This is a genomic window from Geodermatophilus sabuli (genome assembly GCF_900215145.1).
Classification (GTDB): Bacteria; Actinomycetota; Actinomycetes; order Mycobacteriales; family Geodermatophilaceae; genus Geodermatophilus; species Geodermatophilus sabuli.
This window is the reverse complement of sequence record NZ_OBDO01000001.1, coordinates 710,173-726,192: the sequence shown is the minus strand read 5'-3', so window position 1 is coordinate 726,192 and position 16,020 is coordinate 710,173. Positions and strand designations below refer to the sequence as shown.

18 protein-coding genes are annotated in these 16,020 nt (G+C 74.9%); 8 read left to right on the top strand and 10 right to left on the bottom strand.

Annotated features, from left to right (window positions below; translation table 11 throughout):
- Window positions 1-74: 74 nt before the first annotated feature.
- Complete coding sequence (locus CRP39_RS03515; RefSeq protein WP_097204384.1) at window positions 75-3,305, bottom strand: heavy metal translocating P-type ATPase; 3,231 nt, start codon at window positions 3,303-3,305, stop codon at window positions 75-77.
- A 176-nt stretch (window positions 3,306-3,481) separates the two neighbouring features.
- Here CRP39_RS03515 and CRP39_RS03510 point away from each other — a divergent pair, with 176 nt between their 5' ends.
- The 5 genes from CRP39_RS03510 (at window position 3,482) to panB (ending at window position 7,887) form a co-directional block, all read left to right on the top strand.
- Entirely contained in the window at window positions 3,482-4,015 is a 534-nt protein-coding gene (locus tag CRP39_RS03510; RefSeq protein WP_097204382.1) for a DinB family protein, read from the top strand.
- A 401-nt stretch (window positions 4,016-4,416) separates the two neighbouring features.
- Window positions 4,417-4,647: a heavy-metal-associated domain-containing protein gene (locus tag CRP39_RS03505; protein ID WP_097205124.1), complete on the top strand. Its 231-nt coding sequence runs from the start codon at window positions 4,417-4,419 to the stop codon at window positions 4,645-4,647.
- Window positions 4,648-4,688: 41 nt separating this feature from the next.
- Window positions 4,689-5,117 (top strand): hypothetical protein, encoded by a 429-nt coding sequence (locus tag CRP39_RS03500; protein WP_216359593.1) that lies wholly within the window; start codon window positions 4,689-4,691, stop codon window positions 5,115-5,117.
- Window positions 5,118-5,227: 110 nt separating this feature from the next.
- A complete protein-coding gene (locus CRP39_RS03495; RefSeq protein WP_097204380.1) occupies window positions 5,228-7,060 on the top strand; it encodes an NAD+ synthase in 1,833 nt (610 codons plus the stop codon).
- A complete protein-coding gene (panB, locus tag CRP39_RS03490; RefSeq protein WP_097204379.1) occupies window positions 7,057-7,887 on the top strand; it encodes a 3-methyl-2-oxobutanoate hydroxymethyltransferase in 831 nt (276 codons plus the stop codon). The genes CRP39_RS03495 and panB overlap by 4 nt, the downstream gene beginning before the upstream one ends.
- A 77-nt stretch (window positions 7,888-7,964) precedes the next feature.
- Here panB and CRP39_RS03485 read toward each other — a convergent pair whose 3' ends face one another.
- The 4 genes from CRP39_RS03485 to CRP39_RS03470 form a co-directional block, all read right to left on the bottom strand.
- Window positions 7,965-8,621, bottom strand: a complete 657-nt coding sequence (locus CRP39_RS03485) for a hypothetical protein (protein WP_097204377.1) — start codon at window positions 8,619-8,621, stop codon at window positions 7,965-7,967.
- Between the two features lie 193 nt (window positions 8,622-8,814).
- On the bottom strand, window positions 8,815-9,510 hold the full coding sequence (gene npdG, locus CRP39_RS03480) for an NADPH-dependent F420 reductase (protein WP_097204376.1): 696 nt from the start codon (window positions 9,508-9,510) through the stop codon (window positions 8,815-8,817).
- Between the two features lie 131 nt (window positions 9,511-9,641).
- Window positions 9,642-9,824 carry a hypothetical protein gene (locus tag CRP39_RS03475; protein WP_097204374.1) on the bottom strand — a complete coding sequence of 61 codons (183 nt, stop codon included), beginning with the start codon at window positions 9,822-9,824 and terminating at the stop codon, window positions 9,642-9,644.
- 60 nt (window positions 9,825-9,884) lie between these two features.
- A complete protein-coding gene (locus CRP39_RS03470) occupies window positions 9,885-10,358 on the bottom strand; it encodes a cupin domain-containing protein (protein WP_097204373.1) in 474 nt (157 codons plus the stop codon).
- A gap of 120 nt (window positions 10,359-10,478) precedes the next feature.
- Between CRP39_RS03470 and CRP39_RS03465 the strand changes: the two genes are divergently transcribed.
- Both CRP39_RS03465 and CRP39_RS03460 read left to right on the top strand, forming a co-directional pair.
- Window positions 10,479-11,606 (top strand): GGDEF domain-containing protein, encoded by a 1,128-nt coding sequence (locus CRP39_RS03465; RefSeq protein ID WP_097204371.1) that lies wholly within the window; start codon window positions 10,479-10,481, stop codon window positions 11,604-11,606.
- 69 nt (window positions 11,607-11,675) lie between these two features.
- Window positions 11,676-12,986, top strand: a complete 1,311-nt coding sequence (locus tag CRP39_RS03460) for a M24 family metallopeptidase (RefSeq protein WP_097204370.1) — start codon at window positions 11,676-11,678, stop codon at window positions 12,984-12,986.
- 10 nt (window positions 12,987-12,996) lie between these two features.
- Here the strand turns inward: CRP39_RS03460 and CRP39_RS03455 are convergent, their stop codons facing one another.
- Genes CRP39_RS03455 through CRP39_RS03435 form a run of 5 tightly spaced genes read right to left on the bottom strand, consistent with a single transcriptional unit; the run spans window position 12,997 to window position 15,523 of the window.
- Entirely contained in the window at window positions 12,997-13,431 is a 435-nt protein-coding gene (locus CRP39_RS03455; protein WP_097204368.1) for a ChaB family protein, read from the bottom strand.
- Window positions 13,432-13,488: 57 nt separating this feature from the next.
- Window positions 13,489-13,851 (bottom strand): acyl-CoA thioesterase, encoded by a 363-nt coding sequence (locus tag CRP39_RS03450; protein WP_245853605.1) that lies wholly within the window; start codon window positions 13,849-13,851, stop codon window positions 13,489-13,491.
- A gap of 23 nt (window positions 13,852-13,874) precedes the next feature.
- On the bottom strand, window positions 13,875-14,105 hold the full coding sequence (locus tag CRP39_RS03445) for a hypothetical protein (protein ID WP_097204364.1): 231 nt from the start codon (window positions 14,103-14,105) through the stop codon (window positions 13,875-13,877).
- 1 nt (window position 14,106) lies between these two features.
- Window positions 14,107-14,364, bottom strand: coding sequence for a DUF2795 domain-containing protein (locus CRP39_RS03440; protein ID WP_097204363.1), 258 nt, complete (start codon window positions 14,362-14,364; stop codon window positions 14,107-14,109).
- Between the two features lie 28 nt (window positions 14,365-14,392).
- Window positions 14,393-15,523, bottom strand: coding sequence for a baeRF2 domain-containing protein (locus CRP39_RS03435; protein ID WP_097204361.1), 1,131 nt, complete (start codon window positions 15,521-15,523; stop codon window positions 14,393-14,395).
- A 139-nt stretch (window positions 15,524-15,662) separates the two neighbouring features.
- Here CRP39_RS03435 and CRP39_RS03430 point away from each other — a divergent pair, with 139 nt between their 5' ends.
- Window positions 15,663-16,007 (top strand): DUF8129 domain-containing protein, encoded by a 345-nt coding sequence (locus CRP39_RS03430; protein ID WP_097204360.1) that lies wholly within the window; start codon window positions 15,663-15,665, stop codon window positions 16,005-16,007.
- Window positions 16,008-16,020: the final 13 nt, after the last annotated feature.

Sequence of the window (16,020 nt, the reverse complement as noted above, 5' to 3'; positions counted from 1 at the left end):
CGCCGCCCGACACGCCTGTGGCGGGCGCGCCGCGGGCACCGACCCCATGATCGTCGGGAGACGGCGACGGCAGCTCAGCGGGCCTCGACGGTGAACGGCACGGTGAGCACCTGCCCGCCGGCGGTCCGGAACTGGCCCCACAGCCGGTACACGCCCGGGGTGGCGAACTCGGCGTGCACGTCCAGCTCGGGCCCGAACACCTGGCCGGGCAGGGCGAACACCGGGTCGCCGTCGGCGTCCTCCACGTCGGCGTGCTCGTGGGCGAACGTCGTCCCGTCCCCGCGCATGACCACCACGTGCCCGGCGGCGGCCAGGTAGGGCTGCAGGTCCTCGACCGGGCGGCCGGTGCGGGCGTCGGTGAAGGTGAACGCCAGCTCGCTGGTCTCCCCCGCCACCGCGTCGCCGGTGAGCTCGACCCGGACGCCGTCCACCACCTGGCTGCGCGGCCCGGGCGCGACGGGGACCGCGGCCGGCGCCGTCCCCTCGACGGTCAGGTACGCGACGTCGTGGACGTCACCCATCTCGCCCTGGCGCCGGAACTCGGTGTCGACCCGGTAGGTGCCGGCCGTGGGGAAGTTCAGCTCGACGGCGAGCTCCCCCGGCCGGCCGGTCGGCTCGGGGTGCACGTGGGCGAAGGTGCCGAGGTCGGCGCGGGTGGCGATGAGGTGCGCCCACACCTCGTGGCTGCGGGCGAGGTCGGCCACCGGCTCCCCGGAGCCGACGTCGACCAGCCGGACGACGACCCGCGCCGGCTCCCCCGGCCGCAGGCCGGCCGGGACGTCGAGCCGCACGTCGACCCCGGCGTCCACCGAGGACGTCGGCTCGATCTCGGCGGTCATCATCGTGCTCATCGCCGGTCGCATCGGCATGCCGGTGGACTGGGTCCACGCCAGGACGCCGTTCATCCCGCGCTGGGCGGCGTCGGTGCGGCTGAGCGCGGTGAGCCCGGCGCCGACCGCCAGCGCCAGGACGGCCACGCCGGCGAGGAACGCGTACTGCCCGAGCCGGCTGCGCAGCGACGGGCGCAGGACCTCGGCGACCCCGGCCGGCCGCCGGAACCCGCGCAGCCGCAGCGCGTTGGTGACCACGCTGACCGAGCTCATCGCCATGGCCGCGGCGGCCAGCACGGGGTCCAGCAGCAGCCCGTCCCACCAGTACAGCGCGCCGGCGGCGACCGGGACGAGCAGCAGGTTGTAGCCGAAGGCCCAGGCCAGGCCCTGGCGGATCGTCGTGACCGTGCGGCGCGACAGGGCGATCGCGGCGACGATGCCGCGCAGGTCGCCGCCGACGAGGGTGACGTCGGAGGCGGCGATGGCGACGTCGGTGCCGGTGCCGACGGCGATGCCGAGGTCGGCCCGCGCCAGCGCCGGCGCGTCGTTGATCCCGTCGCCGCACATGGCCACGACGTGCCCCTCGGCCTGCAGCGCGGCGACCGCCTCGGCCTTCTGGGCCGGCCGCACCTCGGCACGGACGTGCTCGATGCCCACCCGCACCGCGATCGCGCGGGCGGTGGCCTCGGTGTCACCGGTGAGCATCCACACCTCCAGCCCCAGCGCGCGCAGCTGGGCGACGGCCTCGGCCGACTCCGGCCTGACCGGGTCGGCGACGGCCAGCACCGCGACCGGCTCGCCGTCGACGGCGACGTACACCGGCGTGGCGCCGTCGCGGGCCGCGGCGTCCGCAGCCGCGGTCAGCCCGGTCGGCTCCCCGACCAGCGCCCGGTTGCCGACGCGCAGCGCCCGCCCGCCGACGGTGGCGGTGATCCCGCGGCCGGGCAGCGCCTCGAACGCGGTCACCCCGGGCAGCGCCAGGCCGCGCTCCCGCGCGGCGGCCAGCAGGGCCTCACCCAGCGGGTGCTCGCTGCCGGCCTCGGCCGCCGCGACGAGGGCCAGGACCGCGTCGTCCGTCCAGCCGCCGCGGGTGGTGACGGCGGTGACGGCGGGCCGGCCGCGGGTGATCGTGCCGGTCTTGTCGAGCACCACCGCGGTCAGCCGCCGGGCCTGCTCGAGGGCCTGGCCGTCGCCGATGAGGATGCCGAGCTCGGCGGCCCGGCCGGTGCCGACCATCACGGCGGTCGGCGTGGCCAGCCCCAGCGCGCACGGACAGGCGATGATCAGGACGGCGATGGTGGTGCCGATCGCCATCGTCAGGCGCCCGGTGTCGGGGCCGGCCAGCGCCCACACGGCGAATGTGACCGCCGCCGCGACCAGGACCGCGGGCACGAACACCGCCGACACCCGGTCGGCCAGCCGCTGCATCGGCGCCTTCGCGCCCTGCGCGTCGGCGACCAGCCGGACGATCTGCGCCAGCGTGGTGTCGGCCCCCACCGCGGTGGCCCGCAGCACCACCGACCCGGTGCGGTTGAGCGTCGCGCCGATGACGGCGTCACCGGCGGCCTTCTCCACCGGGACGGGCTCGCCGGTGAGCATGCTCTCGTCGACGGTGGTGGTCCCGGCGGTCACGACGCCGTCCACCGGCACCTTCTCGCCCGGCCGCACGCGCACGAGGTCGCCGACGGCCACCTCCTCCACCGGCACGTCGACCTCGGCGTCGCCGCGCACGACCCGGGCGGTGCGGGGCGCCAGGCCGACCAGCGCGCTGATCGCGGCCGTGGTGCGCTTCCTGGCCCGCGCCTCCAGGTCCCGCCCGAGCAGCACCAGCGCGACGATGACCAGCGAGGTCTCGTAGTAGACGTGCAGCGGCAGGCCCCACCGCTCGGCGGCGGCCGGCCAGAGGGTGACGAAGGCGCTGTAGCCGTAGGCGACGGCGGTGCCCAGCGCGACGAGGGTGTCCATGGTCGTGGTCCGGTGCCGGGCCGCGGCCCAGGCGGCGCCGTAGATGCCGCGCCCGGCCCACCACTGCACGACGGTGGCCACGACGAGGACGGCCGGCATCAGCCAGTCCATGGCGTCCAGCGGCAGCGGCACGTACATGAGGACCATCAGGCCGAGGCCCGCGGTGAGGGCGGCCTGCCAGCGCCGGCGCAGCCCGCGTCCGTCGTCGGTCTCGGAGGGCTCTCCGTCCGCCGCCGCCGGCTCGGCCGGCGGCCCCTGCTCGGTCGCGGTGTAGCCGGCCGCCGCGACCGCCTCGGCCATCCGGGCCGGCGTGACCTCGGCCGGGTCGAAGTCCACCGCGGCGGTCTCGGTCGCCAGGTTGACGCGCGCGTCGAGGACGCCGTCGAGCCGCCGCAGTGCCTTCTCCACGCGGCCGACGCACGAGGCACAGGTCATGCCCCCGATGTCGAGGGCGCAGGTCTCCGGGGGCGGCGCGGCCGCCTGCGGCGCCGCGGGCAGGGTGGTCGTCATGGCAGCGAGCCTCGGCGGCCGGCTGCCCGCCTCGCGCCGGGAGAACCACCGGGGTGGAGCCCGGCGCCGGAGGTCGTGGACGCCGCCATCCTCGGCGGGGAGTGACGAGCACCACACTTCCGCCCGAGGAGAAGGTCCCTGGTCAGCCCCGCCCGGGTCGGCCAGGCTGCCACGGCATGACGACCGTCGTACCGAGCCGCGTGACCGGAGCAGCCGACACCCTGGCGCGCCAGCAGGCGCGCGTCGACCTGCTGGTCGCGCGGGCGGTCTCCTCCGGGCGGATGGACGCGCCGCTCTCCGCCCCCAGCCGCGCCCGCCTGTCCGGGGTCGGCCACTTCCCCTCGTACGGCACCGAGCTGGACTGGACGCCGCGCGAGGTGGCCGGGCACCTGCGCGACAGCGCGCTGGTGTTCACCGAGCGCATCTACCGCCTGCGGACGGAGGTCGACCCGCTGCTGCCCGACTTCCTCACCGACGACCCGGCCCGCGTGGCCGGCTACCGCGCCGTCCCGCCGGGGCAGCTCGCCGAGCAGCTGCGGACGGCGCAGGCCGCCCTGTTCGACAGCGTCGCGTGCCTGGACCCCGCCGAGCTGGAGCGCACCGGCCGGCACGAGGTGGACGGCCGCATCACCCTCGCCGACATCGTCACCTTCCTGCCCGCCCACCAGCGCGACCACGCCGACCAGCTGGCCGCCCTGCTGGGCACCTGACCGAGCTCGCGAGGGCACGCAGCAGCAGGGCACCGTCGGGCACGGGGACGACGATCGCCGGCGAGGGGGTCCGGTGACCCTCCCCCTCGACGGGCCGGTCGCCCTCGTCACCGGCGCCAGCCGCCGCGTCCGGCCGGCACGGCCCGGCTGGTCGGCTGGTCGGCGGGCGTCCAGGCGGAGTGGGTGACCGGCCAGGTGATCGCCTCGGACGGCGGCTGGACGGCCCGCTGACCGCCACCGGCAGGTGCGCACAGCCGCGGACGTGCGGGGCGGGCCCGCTGGGGCGTGCCCCGACGGGTACCTGGTGACCACCCCGGTGGTTTCCCCGGCGCGAGCGCCGGCGCCCCGACCGGAGGCTCGGTGGCGTCGATCCGCACCGACCCACCAGGAGCACCACCGTGATGACCAGCACCCCCCGCACCTTCGTCGGCACCACCACCGTCCAGGTCAGCGGGATGACCTGCGCCCACTGCGAGCGCGCGGTCACCGAGGAGATCAGCCGGGTCGCCGGCGTCCGCAGCGTGGCCGTCGACCTGGCCCGCGGCACCGTCACCGTCGACGTGGACTCCGCCGTCGACCGGGCCGACATCGCCGCCGCCGTCGACGAGGCCGGCTACGCCCTCCTCCCCTGACCGTTCTCCCCCTGACCGCCGCCCGAGCCCAGGAGATCCCCGTGACTTTCACGCGCACCCCCGAGTCCGCCGCGCCGCACCGTTCCCGGCGCACCCGCAAGCTGGTCGTCCACTACCTCGAGATGGTCGTGGCGATGGCCGTCGGCATGGTCGCCCTGCACCCGGTGTGGGAGCTCGTCCTCGGCGCGTTCGGCGCCGGCGCCGTGCTGGACCGCACCGAGCCGATGGCCCTGGTCATGGCGACCAACATGACGATCGGGATGACCCTGGTCATGCGGTGGCGCAGGCACGGCTGGCGGGCCTGCGCCGAGATGGGCGCCGCGATGTACCTGCCGTTCGTCGTCCTGTTCGTCCCGCTGTGGGCCGGGCTCCTCTCCCCCGGCGGGCTGATGCTGTGGGGCCACGTGCTGATGCTGGTCGCGATGGCCGGCGTGATGGCGCTGCGTCCGTCCGAGTACGCCCACTGCTGACCCCTCGAGCACTCCCGGTCACGGCGGCCGCCCCTCGCGGGCGGCCGCCGTGATCATGCGGACGGGTCCCCGCCTGGCCGGGGACCCTGGCGGACCGCGAGACTGACCGGGTGACTGGACAGCAGGTACAACTCCGGGTGGCCCTGGCCCAGGTCGACACCCGCGTCGGGGACATCCCCGGCAACGTCGAACTGGTGACCCGCTGGACGGCGAAGGCGGCCGAGGCCGGTGCCTCCCTCGTGGTCTTCCCCGAGATGACCCTCACCGGCTACCCGCCCGAGGACCTCGTGCTCCGGGAGTCCTTCGCCCGCGCCAGCGAGCACGCGCTGGTCGACCTCGCCGCCTCCCTCGCCGACCAGGGCCTCGGCGGCATGGCCGTCGTCGTGGGCTACCTGGCGCACACCGAGGGCACCGGCCCGGCCGCGGTGGAGTCGATGCCCGAGGACGACCGTCCGGCCGACGCCAACCCCCGCCGCGGGGCCCCGCGCAACGCCGCGGCCCTGCTCTACGGCGGGGACGTCGTCGTCCGCTACTACAAGCGGCACCTGCCCAACTACGGCGTCTTCGACGAGGCGCGCTACTTCGTCCCCGGCACCGAGCTGCCGGTGGTGCGGCTGCACGGCATCGACGTGGCCCTGACCGTCTGCGAGGACCTCTGGGTCGAGGGCGGGCCGTGCGGCGTCGCCGGGCAGGCCGGCGTCGACCTCGTCGTCTCCCCCAACGCCTCCCCCTACGAGCGGGCCAAGGACGACCTGCGACTGCCCCTGGTCCGCCGCCGCGCCGCCGAGGCGCGGGCCACGATCGTCTACTGCAACCAGGTCGGCGGGCAGGACGAGCTCGTCTTCGACGGCGACTCGATGGCCGTCGCGCCGGACGGCGAGCTGCTCGGCCGCGCGCCGCAGTTCGTCGAGCACCTGCTGACCGCCGACCTCACGATCGACCCGTCCTCGGTCGCCGAGCGGCGGGACGGCCGGATCGGGGCGATGACGGTCACCCGGCACGTGGTGTCCGAGGAGCCGCGGCCCGCGTTCGAGGCGCGCCCGCCGTCGGTCGCCGAGCCGCTCGAGGACCACGAGGAGGTCTGGCGGGCGCTGGTCCTCGGCCTCCGGGACTTCATCGACAAGAACGGCATGCCCTCGGTGGTGCTCGGCCTCTCCGGCGGCATCGACTCCGCAGTCGTGGCCGCGCTCGCCGTCGACGCCCTCGGGGCCGACCGGGTGTACGGCGTCGGGCTGCCGTCGAAGTACTCCAGCGAGCACTCCCTCGCCGACGCCGAGGACCTCGCGAAGCGGACCGGGCTGCACTACTCCGTGGTGCCGATCGCCCCGATGGTGGACGCGTACCACGGCTCGGTGGAGCTCACCGGGGTCGCCGCGGAGAACCTGCAGGCGCGGGTGCGCGGCACGCTGCTGATGGGGTTGTCCAACCAGTCCGGGCACCTGCTGCTCACCACCGGGAACAAGAGCGAGGTGGCGGTCGGCTACTCCACCCTCTACGGCGACTCCGCCGGCGGGTTCGCCCCGATCAAGGACGTCCCCAAGACCCTCGTCTGGGAGCTGGCCCGCTGGCGCAACGCCTTCGCCCGCGACCGCGGGGAGACCGAGCCGATCCCGGCCAACTCGATCGAGAAGCCGCCGTCGGCGGAGCTGGCCCCGGGCCAGGTGGACACCGACTCGCTGCCCTCCTACGACGAGCTCGACGGGGTCATCGCCGACTACGTCGACCGCGACCTCGGCATGGCCGATCTGCTCGAGCGCGGCCACGACCCGGAGGTCGTCGCCCGCGTGCTGCGGCTGATCGACGCCGCCGAGTTCAAGCGCCGCCAGTCCGCGCCGGGAACGAAGATCAGCCTGAAGGCGTTCGGCCGGGATCGGCGCCTGCCGATCACCAACCGCTGGCGGGAGTCCCTGCCCAGCGTCCGCGAGGGAGCGGCACAGTCATGACCGAATCGGTGCTGTACGGCGGGACCTCGACCGCCCGGGTGCGCGTGCACCACCTGCAGCAGGCCAAGGAGCGCGGCGAGCGGTGGGCCATGCTCACCGCCTACGACACGGTGAGCGCCTCGGTGTTCGAGGAGGCCGGCATCCCGGTGCTCCTGGTCGGCGACTCCGCCGGCAACGTCGTCCTCGGGCACACCTCCACGGTCCCGGTGACCGTCGAGGACATCCTGCTGATGACCAAGGCGGTCACCCGCTCCACGAAGCGGGTGCTGGTCGTCGCCGACCTGCCCTTCGGCAGCTACGAGGCCGGGCCGCAGCAGGCGCTGGCCACCTCGGTCCGGATGATGAAGGAGGGCGGCGCCCAGGCGGTCAAGCTCGAGGGTGGGGGGCGGGTGGCCCCGCAGATCCGGACCCTCACCGAGAACGGCATCCCGGTGATGGCGCACATCGGGTTCACCCCGCAGAGCGAGCACGCCCTCGGGGGCTTCCGCGTGCAGGGCCGCGGCGCCGGCGCCGATCAGCTGCTGGCCGACGCGCACGCCGTCCAGGAGGCCGGCGCGTTTGCCGTCGTCCTGGAGATGGTGCCCGCCGAGATCGCCGGGCAGGTCACCAAGGAGCTGTCCATCCCCACCATCGGCATCGGCGCCGGGGTCGACTGCGACGCGCAGGTGCTCGTCTGGCCCGACATGGCCGGGATGACCGGCGGGCGGGTGCCGCGGTTCGTGAAGAAGTACGCCGACCTGCGCGGCGAACTGCTGCGTGCGGCCCGCGAGTACGCCGACGACGTCCGCACCGGCGCCTTCCCCGCCCCCGAGCACTCCTTCGAGTAACCCTCTGCGGGCAGATCACGTGCTCTGCGGGCGGGATATCGCCCGCAGAGCACGGATGGTCCCGGCAGAGGGAGACCTCAACCACGGCGCCGCCATCCGCGGTCGAGGGCCCGCTGCACCCGCGGGCCGAGGACCTGTGGCGTGAGGTCGGGCCATGTCCACCGGACGACGCCCCAGCCCGCGGCGCGGGCTGCCGCCCGGCTCCCCGGGGTCCCCCGTGCATCCGCGAGACGGCGTCGCACCTCGGCCCGCGGCACGCCACCCGGTCTCATGGCGGCGTCGAGAGCCACCACCGCGGGCTCGAAGGACAGCGTCCGGGCCAGGTCGAGCGCGGTGCGAGCGGGGTGGGTCACCGGCATCCCCGCCACGGTCACCACGTCCTCGTCGTCGAGCCGGGTGACGTGACAACGCAGGTGACGGCCCACCTCGCTGGAGGACGGCGGCCGACGGGTGACGTGCATCTGGTCCAACGGCACTCCCCACAGTGGCCAGCCGTGCAGGACGGCGGCGGACTGGTGGCTCACGACGGCCGGACGACGGAGCGCAGCGAGCGTGGCGGTGACCAGGTACCGGTGCCGGAGCAGAGGATCGGACGGCACCTCGGACAGGTGGGCCCCCGGTCGCAACCGGGTCAGGTCACCACGCTGCAGGCTGCGGACGAGCTCGTCGTCCGACCACCCCTCGGCGAGGGCACGGCGGCGCAGGACCAGGTCGGGCGGCAACGAGGAGTCCATCCCGTCACCGTCTCCGGGAGTCGCCTGACCTGACGACGTCCTCCACGGATCGGTGGATGCCCGGCCCGGCTGTGGACGGATGCTGTTGCCGCGCTCTGCCGGTGGGATGTCGACTCTGCGGGCGCGATCCCACGGGCACAGGTCGAGAAGAGCACGCAGAGCCAGCCGCGAAGGCCGGGGATGCGGTCGTTCTTCAGACGTCGGTGATGCGGATGCCGGCGTGCGCCTTGTACCGGCGGTTCACCGACACCAGGTTGATGGTCAGCGCCTCGACCTGGCGGGCGTTGCGCAGCCGGCCGGCGTAGACACCGCGCATGCCGGGCAGCCGGCCGGCCAACGCCTGCACCGTGTCGGTCGCCTCGCGCACGTCGCCGACGACCATGACGTCGCCGTCCAGGGTCGGCTTCGAGAGGTCCTCGAGCAGCACCGCCGACAGGTGGTGGAAGGCGCCGACCACGTGGGAGTCGGGCAGCAGCGCCGCGGCCTGCTGGGCCACCGAGCCCTCCGGCACGTCCAGCACGTAGGCGCCCAGCTCGTCGAAGGCCATGGGGACGACGCAGTCGACGACGACCTTCCCGGCCAGCGGGGTCGCGAGGTCGGCCAGGGTGTCGGCGTGCCCGGCGAACGGCACCGCCACGATCACCAGGTCCGCCGCGCCGGCGACGTCGACGTTCGAGCCGCCCTGCACCGAGACCTCCGCGCCCCCGGCTGCGGCGGCCGCGCGGGTGGCGACGTCCGCGGCGACCTGGGTGCAGCGCTCCGGGTCCCGCGAGCCGAGCAGCACCCGCTGTCCGGCGGCGGCCAGCCGGACGGCGAGCCCGCGCCCCTGGGGGCCGGTCCCGCCGAGCACCCCGACGACCAGGTCCTCCACCGAACGTCCGTCAGTCACGTCCCCACCTCTCGCGCGCCGGACCGCCCGGCGCCCCGCCGTCGATCATGCCCGGCCGCGCCCCGCGGCTCGCCCGGCCCCCGTCCCGGGTCGCCCTGAGTTCGCGGCGGGTGGGGAGGACGGGTCCTCCCTCAGTCGCCCTCCCAGGCGCGGTCCTCGTTGGTCAGCTTCTCCTCGCGCTCGGCCACCGACTGGAGGGCGTGCTCGGCCTCCTCGCGGGTGGCGTACGGGCCGAGCCGGTGCCGCTCCGCGCAGCCGTCCCGGTCCTCGACGGTGTGGTGCTTGAGGCAGTAGAACCACGGTCCCTGCGCCATGTGCGGCCTCCTCGCGATCGGGCTGGTCCTCCTCACCCTGCCACCCCGCGGCGCCGCCGGTCAGACGTCGACCATCACCTGGTCGTGCCGGGCGTAGAAGGCCGTCATCTCCTCCGGCGACAGCTGCCGGCCGCTGCGCCGCAGCTCGGCCGTCTCGGCGAAGAACTGCTCACGCGCGATGCCCGGCGCGAACAGGATGAGGAAGGTGACCGGGTTGTCGGCGTCGTTCCGGAACCCGTGCACACCGCGCTCGGGGACCAGCGCGTAGTCCCCCGCCGCGTACGGCCGCCAGGCGCCGTCGGCGTACACCGTCAGCTCCCCGGTCAGCACGAAGAACGCCTCGGAGAACGTCGAGTGGTAGTGCGGTGCAGCGCCGGCGCTGCGCGGGGCGACCGAGTACTCGACCAGGCCGTAGCGGCCGGCGGTCACCGAGCCGGGCGCGACCATGCGCAGCGCACTGGTGCCGCCGTTGGCGACCATCGGGTGCTCGGCGAGCGTCCGGACGACGACCGACCCCGGCTCCGGGTGCGACATGGCCGCCACCCTGGCACCGGCGCCCGCCCTCGTCCACGCCGGCGGATGTCCCGCTCGGGCGGCGTCGGGACCGGGACCACGGGCTCGCAGCCGGGAGCTCCCATGGGGCATGCTTGATCAGTGAGCGCGCGGCAACGCATTGACACCGACACGCGGACCCGTGCGCACGACACCGCGGTCAGTCGTGGGCCGGAGCACCGGATCGCCGCGCGCACCCTCGCCGGCCTGACGGCCCTCGGCGGGCTGGTCGGCTCCGTGAACCTGTTCGTCGACGGCACCCTGCACGCGGGCACCACCCGGGTGTTCTACGCGGTGGCGATGCTCGCCTGCCTGGTCGCCGCCGCACCGCTGGCGGTACGGCAGCGGGCCGGGCGGTGGCCCACCTTCGGGCTGGTGCTCCTGTGCGACCTCGTCTATGTGATCGTCGTCCTCTCCATGTCCCAGCCGGCGCACGCCGCGCCGTTGCTCCTGCTCTTCCCGTCCTTCGTCGCTGCCTGGTTCCTCGGAGCCTGGATGGTCGCCGGCTCGATGCTGGTGACGGTTCTCGCCTGCGGCATCGCGATGGTCCACACCTACGACGGCGCCGTGCTGATCGCCGTCCAGACCGCCATCAGTGCGGGGGTGCTCAACGGGGCGTCGGTCGGCGTCCACGTGCTGCGGTGCCGGGTGCAGCGGCTGCTGGAGGCCACCCGGGCGCTGTCGCACCAGGACCCGCTGACCGGCCTGGCCAACCGCCGCCACCTCGTCGAGAACGCCCCGCGCATCTGGCGCCAGGCCCGCCGCGAGGGCTCCCGGGTCGCGGCCATGGTGCTCGACCTGGACCACTTCAAGCGGCTCAACGACGCCCACGGGCACGCCGCCGGCGACGCCGTGCTGCGCGCGGTCGCCGCCTCGCTGTCGGCCACCGTCCGCCCGACCGACGTGCTGGCCCGGGTCGGCGGTGAGGAGCTGGTCGTGCTCGGCCTGGTCAACGACGCGGCGGACGCCGGCCGGCTGGCCGAGCGGCTGCGGACGGCGGTCGCCACCAGCCGCAGCGCGGCCGGCCACTCGGTGACCGCCTCGATCGGCATCGCGCTGGTCCGGCCGGTCGACGGCGAGGACGCCACGGCCGCCACCTGGCGGCTGATCGACCGCGCGGACGGTGCCATGTACGAGGCCAAGCAGGCCGGGCGCGACCGGGTGGCCGCCGTCCTGCCGCGGCAGCGCACCGCCGGTGACCACCTCCCGGCGGCCGGCGAGCCGGCTTGAGCAGGGGCCCCGCAGGGGGCCTCCCGCGCTCGACCGGTGGGGACGCCGGTTCTCTGCTTCCCTGTCCCCATGACCCTCGTCGCGCCCGACCCGACCCGCACGGTGCCGCTGCCGCTGCGCGAGCAGGCCGACGTCCGCGACCGGTGGCTCACCCAGCGGGTCCTCGACCTGCTGCCCGGACTCATGGACCGCGCCGGGATCGACCTGTGGCTCGTGGTCGGGCGCGAGTACAACGAGGACCCCGTGCTGGCCACCCTGCTGCCGGCCACGTGGCTGTCCGCCCGGCGGCGCACGATCCTGGTCCTGCACCGCAGCGACGACGGCGTCACCGCCGCCGCGGCCTCCCGCTACCCGGTGGGCCAGTTCCTGCCGGCCTGGTCCCCCGAGGACGCCGGGGGCCCGCCCACCGAGCAGGGCCAGTGGGCCGAGGTGCGGCGCATCGTGGAGCAGGCCGACCCGCGGCGCATCGGCATCGACGTGTCGGCGGACTTCGCGCTGGCCGACGGGCTGTCGCACACCGAGCACCGGCAGCTCACCGAGGCCCTCGGTCCCTACGCCGACCGGCTGGTGTCGGCCGAGGAGCTCGCGGTCGGCTGGCTGGAGACGCGGCTGCCCGAGGAGGTCGCCGCGCTGCACGGGCTCAACAGGCTGGTCGGCGAGGTCGTCGAGGAGGCCTTCTCCCCCGCCGTCCTGACCGTCGGGGAGACCACCGCCACCGATCTCGCCTGGTGGATCCGGCAGCGGCTGACCGACCTCGGCCTCGACCCGTGGTTCCACCCGGTGGTCGACCTGCAGCGGGCCGGGGTGCCCCCGGTCGAGGAGTGCGGCGCCCTGCTGCCCGCCGTCCCGTACCACTCCCCGGTGCTGCCCGGTGACCTCGTGCACTGCGACGTCGGGACGTCGAGCCTGGGCCTCAAGACCGACAGCCAGCGCACCGGGTACGTGCTCGGCCCGGGTGAGCGCGCGGCCCCGGCCGGCCTGCGCCGTGCGCTGCGCACCGGCACCCGGCTGCAGGACCTCACGACGGCGGAGCTGCTCGTGGGCCGCACCGGCAACGAGGTGCTGGCCGCCGCCCGAGCCGCCGCCGCGGCGGAGGGCATCGACGGCGACGTGTACTCCCACCCGGTCGGCTTCCACGGTCACGGCGCCGGACCCGCGATCGGACTGTGGGACGACCAGCACGGCGTCCCCGGCGCGGGCGACCGGGTGCTGCACGCCGACACCGTCTACGCGCTGGAGCTCTGCGTCCGGGTGCCGGTGCCGGAGTGGGGTGGCCAGCCGGTGCGCATCGCCCTGGAGGAGGGCATCGCGCTGACCGGGGCGGGCGTCACCTACCTCGGCGACCGGCAGACCGAGCTGGTGCTCATCCCCACCGGCTGACCGAGGGCCGTCACTTCTCCTTCTTGCGCGCCTGCGCGGTCTTCTTGCCGTTGGCCTTCTGGATGGCGTCGACGAGCTGCTTCTTCTTCATCGTCGAGCGGCCGGAGACGCCGAGCTTCTTCGCCAGCTCCATGAGGTGGCCCTTGGAGGCGTTGGCGTCGACGCCGCCCTTGGTCTCCCGGTGGGTGTCCCGGCCACCGGCGGCCTGCGCGTCCGACGGGCCCTTCCTGCCGCCCTCCTTGGCCGCCCAGCGGTCGCCGACCTTCTCGAAACTGTGCTTCACCGCGGCCCAGGCCGTCTGGTTGGCCCGCTGCTCGTCGTCGTAGGAGTCCATGGCCGAGTCGTAGGCCTTGGCGAAGGTCCGCTGCGCCTTCTTCGGCGACCGCTGCAGCGTGCTGGGCAGCTCGTCCTGCTTGGCCGTGCCCTTCTTCGTCGTCTTCGGCATGAGGCTGCCCTACCCCGGTCCCGCGCCAAGATCACATCACGACAAATCGGAACACGATCAGGTCGCGGCGAACCGCGACCAGTGGGCGCGCTCGGCGTCGGTCATCGCCCGGCTGGTGTCGGTGACGAAGTCGAACAGCACCATGACGGCGTCCGCGCGAATCGCCACCTCGCCGTCCTGGACCAGCTCCTGCCGCACGGTGAGGGACTTCGTGCCCAGCCGGGTGACCGTGCTGCGCACGCACAGGCGCTCCCCCACCCGGTAGTACAGCTGGCGCAGGTAGTCGACCTCGAGCCGGGCGAGGATGACGCCGCCGTTCCCCGGCGCCCCCTCGGCCATCGCCAGCCGGGCGTCCTCGACGAGGGCGAGGGCCCGCGCGTGGTTGACGTGCCCGAGGGAGTCGGGGTCCGACCAGCGCAGCTGGACCTCGTGCTCGTGGACGCTCAGGGCAGGTCCGCGGTCTCTGCCGACTGCCGGTGCGCGCCCTGCGCGTCGTCGGGGTCGGCGTGCACCGTCCGCTCCTCGGACTCCGCGAGGATCACCTCGGCGGCGACCTCCTCCATGCCGCTGCCCTGGAGCTCCTCCTCCTCGGGCAGCAGCTGCGACCGGGTGCGGACGTTGTCCTCGGTGACGTTGCCCAGCGCCTCGGGGCTGGGCTCCTTCTGCGTGGTCATCTCAGAAGCGCTCCTGCTCGGTGCCGATGCCCAGCGCGCGGGCGACCTCCTGCACGTTGGCGAACTGCTGACCGGAGGGCAGCCGCCGCAGGTCGGCGACCACCCGGTCGGGGGCGTTACCCTCCTGTGCCTTCGACACCAGGGTGTCGCGGTCGGCCGGCCACACCTCCTTGCCGAGCGCCTCGGCGATCGCCGCGCGGTGTTCGACGTCGGCCTCGGAGGTGCCGGGTGAGGTGGCCGGGGTGTGCGGATCGGTCACGGGGACTCCTTCGTCGTCGGGCCGGGGGTCACTGCGCCGACGGCGTGGACTCGTCGGTGTAACGGAGGATCGCGGCCACCGGGACGTCGTCCGGCATCGCCGCCCGCGGGACGACGACGACGCCGGCGCTGCTGGCGACGGTCGCGGCCAGCAGGGCGCGGTCGGCCGGGACGACGGTGCCATGGGTGCCGAGTGCGTCCATGTCGTGCTGGTCGACGCCGAGCTCGAGCGGGGAGTTGCCGACCAGCAGCGTGCCCTCGTCGGGCTGGCCGGCGAGCACCAGCGTCTCGATCTGGCCCTTGCGCAGCGCCTCGACGACCGCCGGGGTGCCGGTGACGGCCAGGCCGTGTGCGCCGGCCGACGCGATCTTCTCGACGGCGTCGCGCTCCTCGTGCCCCTCGTGCTCCGCGACCAGTTCCGCGACCCGCCGGTCGACCGGCTCGCGGTCGGCGCCGGCGGCGCGCCCGCCCTCGTCCATGGAGACGACGAGGTCCCGCCACAGGTCACTGGCGCGGTCGGTGAGGATCTGCCGGGCGCGGACGTCGCCGGCCACGAGGACGAAGCGCGGGGACAGCCGGCGCACCATCGAGGTGATGTGCGAGGCCACCTCGTCGGCGTTGTGGACCCACTTGTTCTCGGCGTTGTGCTGGTAGCGGTGGTGCGCCCAGCCGCCGCCCGGGAACTTGCGGATCTGGAAGCTGTCGCCCTCGACCTGCTGCTCCTCGCCCTCCTGCCCGGGCATCCCCACGTAGGTGATGTCGGCCCCGACCCGGTCGGTGAGGACGACGACGTGCGGCACGCGGCCGGGCAGCTGGCGCAGCACCGGCAACAGGTCCGGCGACGGCGACCACTCGGCCACCTCCTGCCGCGGCGTGTCGATCAGCGGCTGGTCCAGGACCACGGCGCCGTCGGCCGCGACCACCAGGGCCCGGCCCCGCAGCGTGGCGACGTCCCCGCCGGCGTTGGCCTCGAGCAGCCGGCTGCGGACCGCCTCGACGACCGCCTCCGGCGCGCCCTGCTCGGTGAGCTTCTCGGCGATGGCGCGGACCCGCAGCTCGACCTCGGTGTCGGCGCTCTCGGTGGTGTGCGTGACGTCGGCGCACACCGTGGCGTAGGGCCCGGAGGCGCTGAAGACCGGCTCCAGGAAGGACACGTCCATGGGGTGGGAACCACTCCTCGATCGCTGGCGGCAGAGGAACAGCGGGGCCCTGGCCGGGCGCTCCCGCCTCCGCCGCCTACCCACCGGCCGTCCCCTCACACGCGGTGTCGGATCCGCGGGGCACGGGTAGGCGGCTGCCATGACCGAACACGACCAGCTGCCGTTGCCCGACTACGACCACCTGCCGGTCGACGGCCTCACCTCGCGGATCCGCACGCTGGACGCTGCGGGCCTGGAGACGCTGCTGGAGTACGAGCGCGCCCACGCCAACCGGCTGCAGGTGGTGACGATCATGGAGAACCGGCTCAGCTCCCTGCGCGAGGGCGCCCAGCCGTCCGGTGGCGACCCCGCCGCCGCGGCCGCCGACGACCCGGTCCACGCCTCGACCGGGTCCAAGGTCTCCGAGGCCACGACCGGGCCGGCGATGAACCCGCCGTCCCAGGGCGACCCGACCAACCCAGCGCAGCCGCGTTCCACCGGCTGAGCCGCCGGGGGTG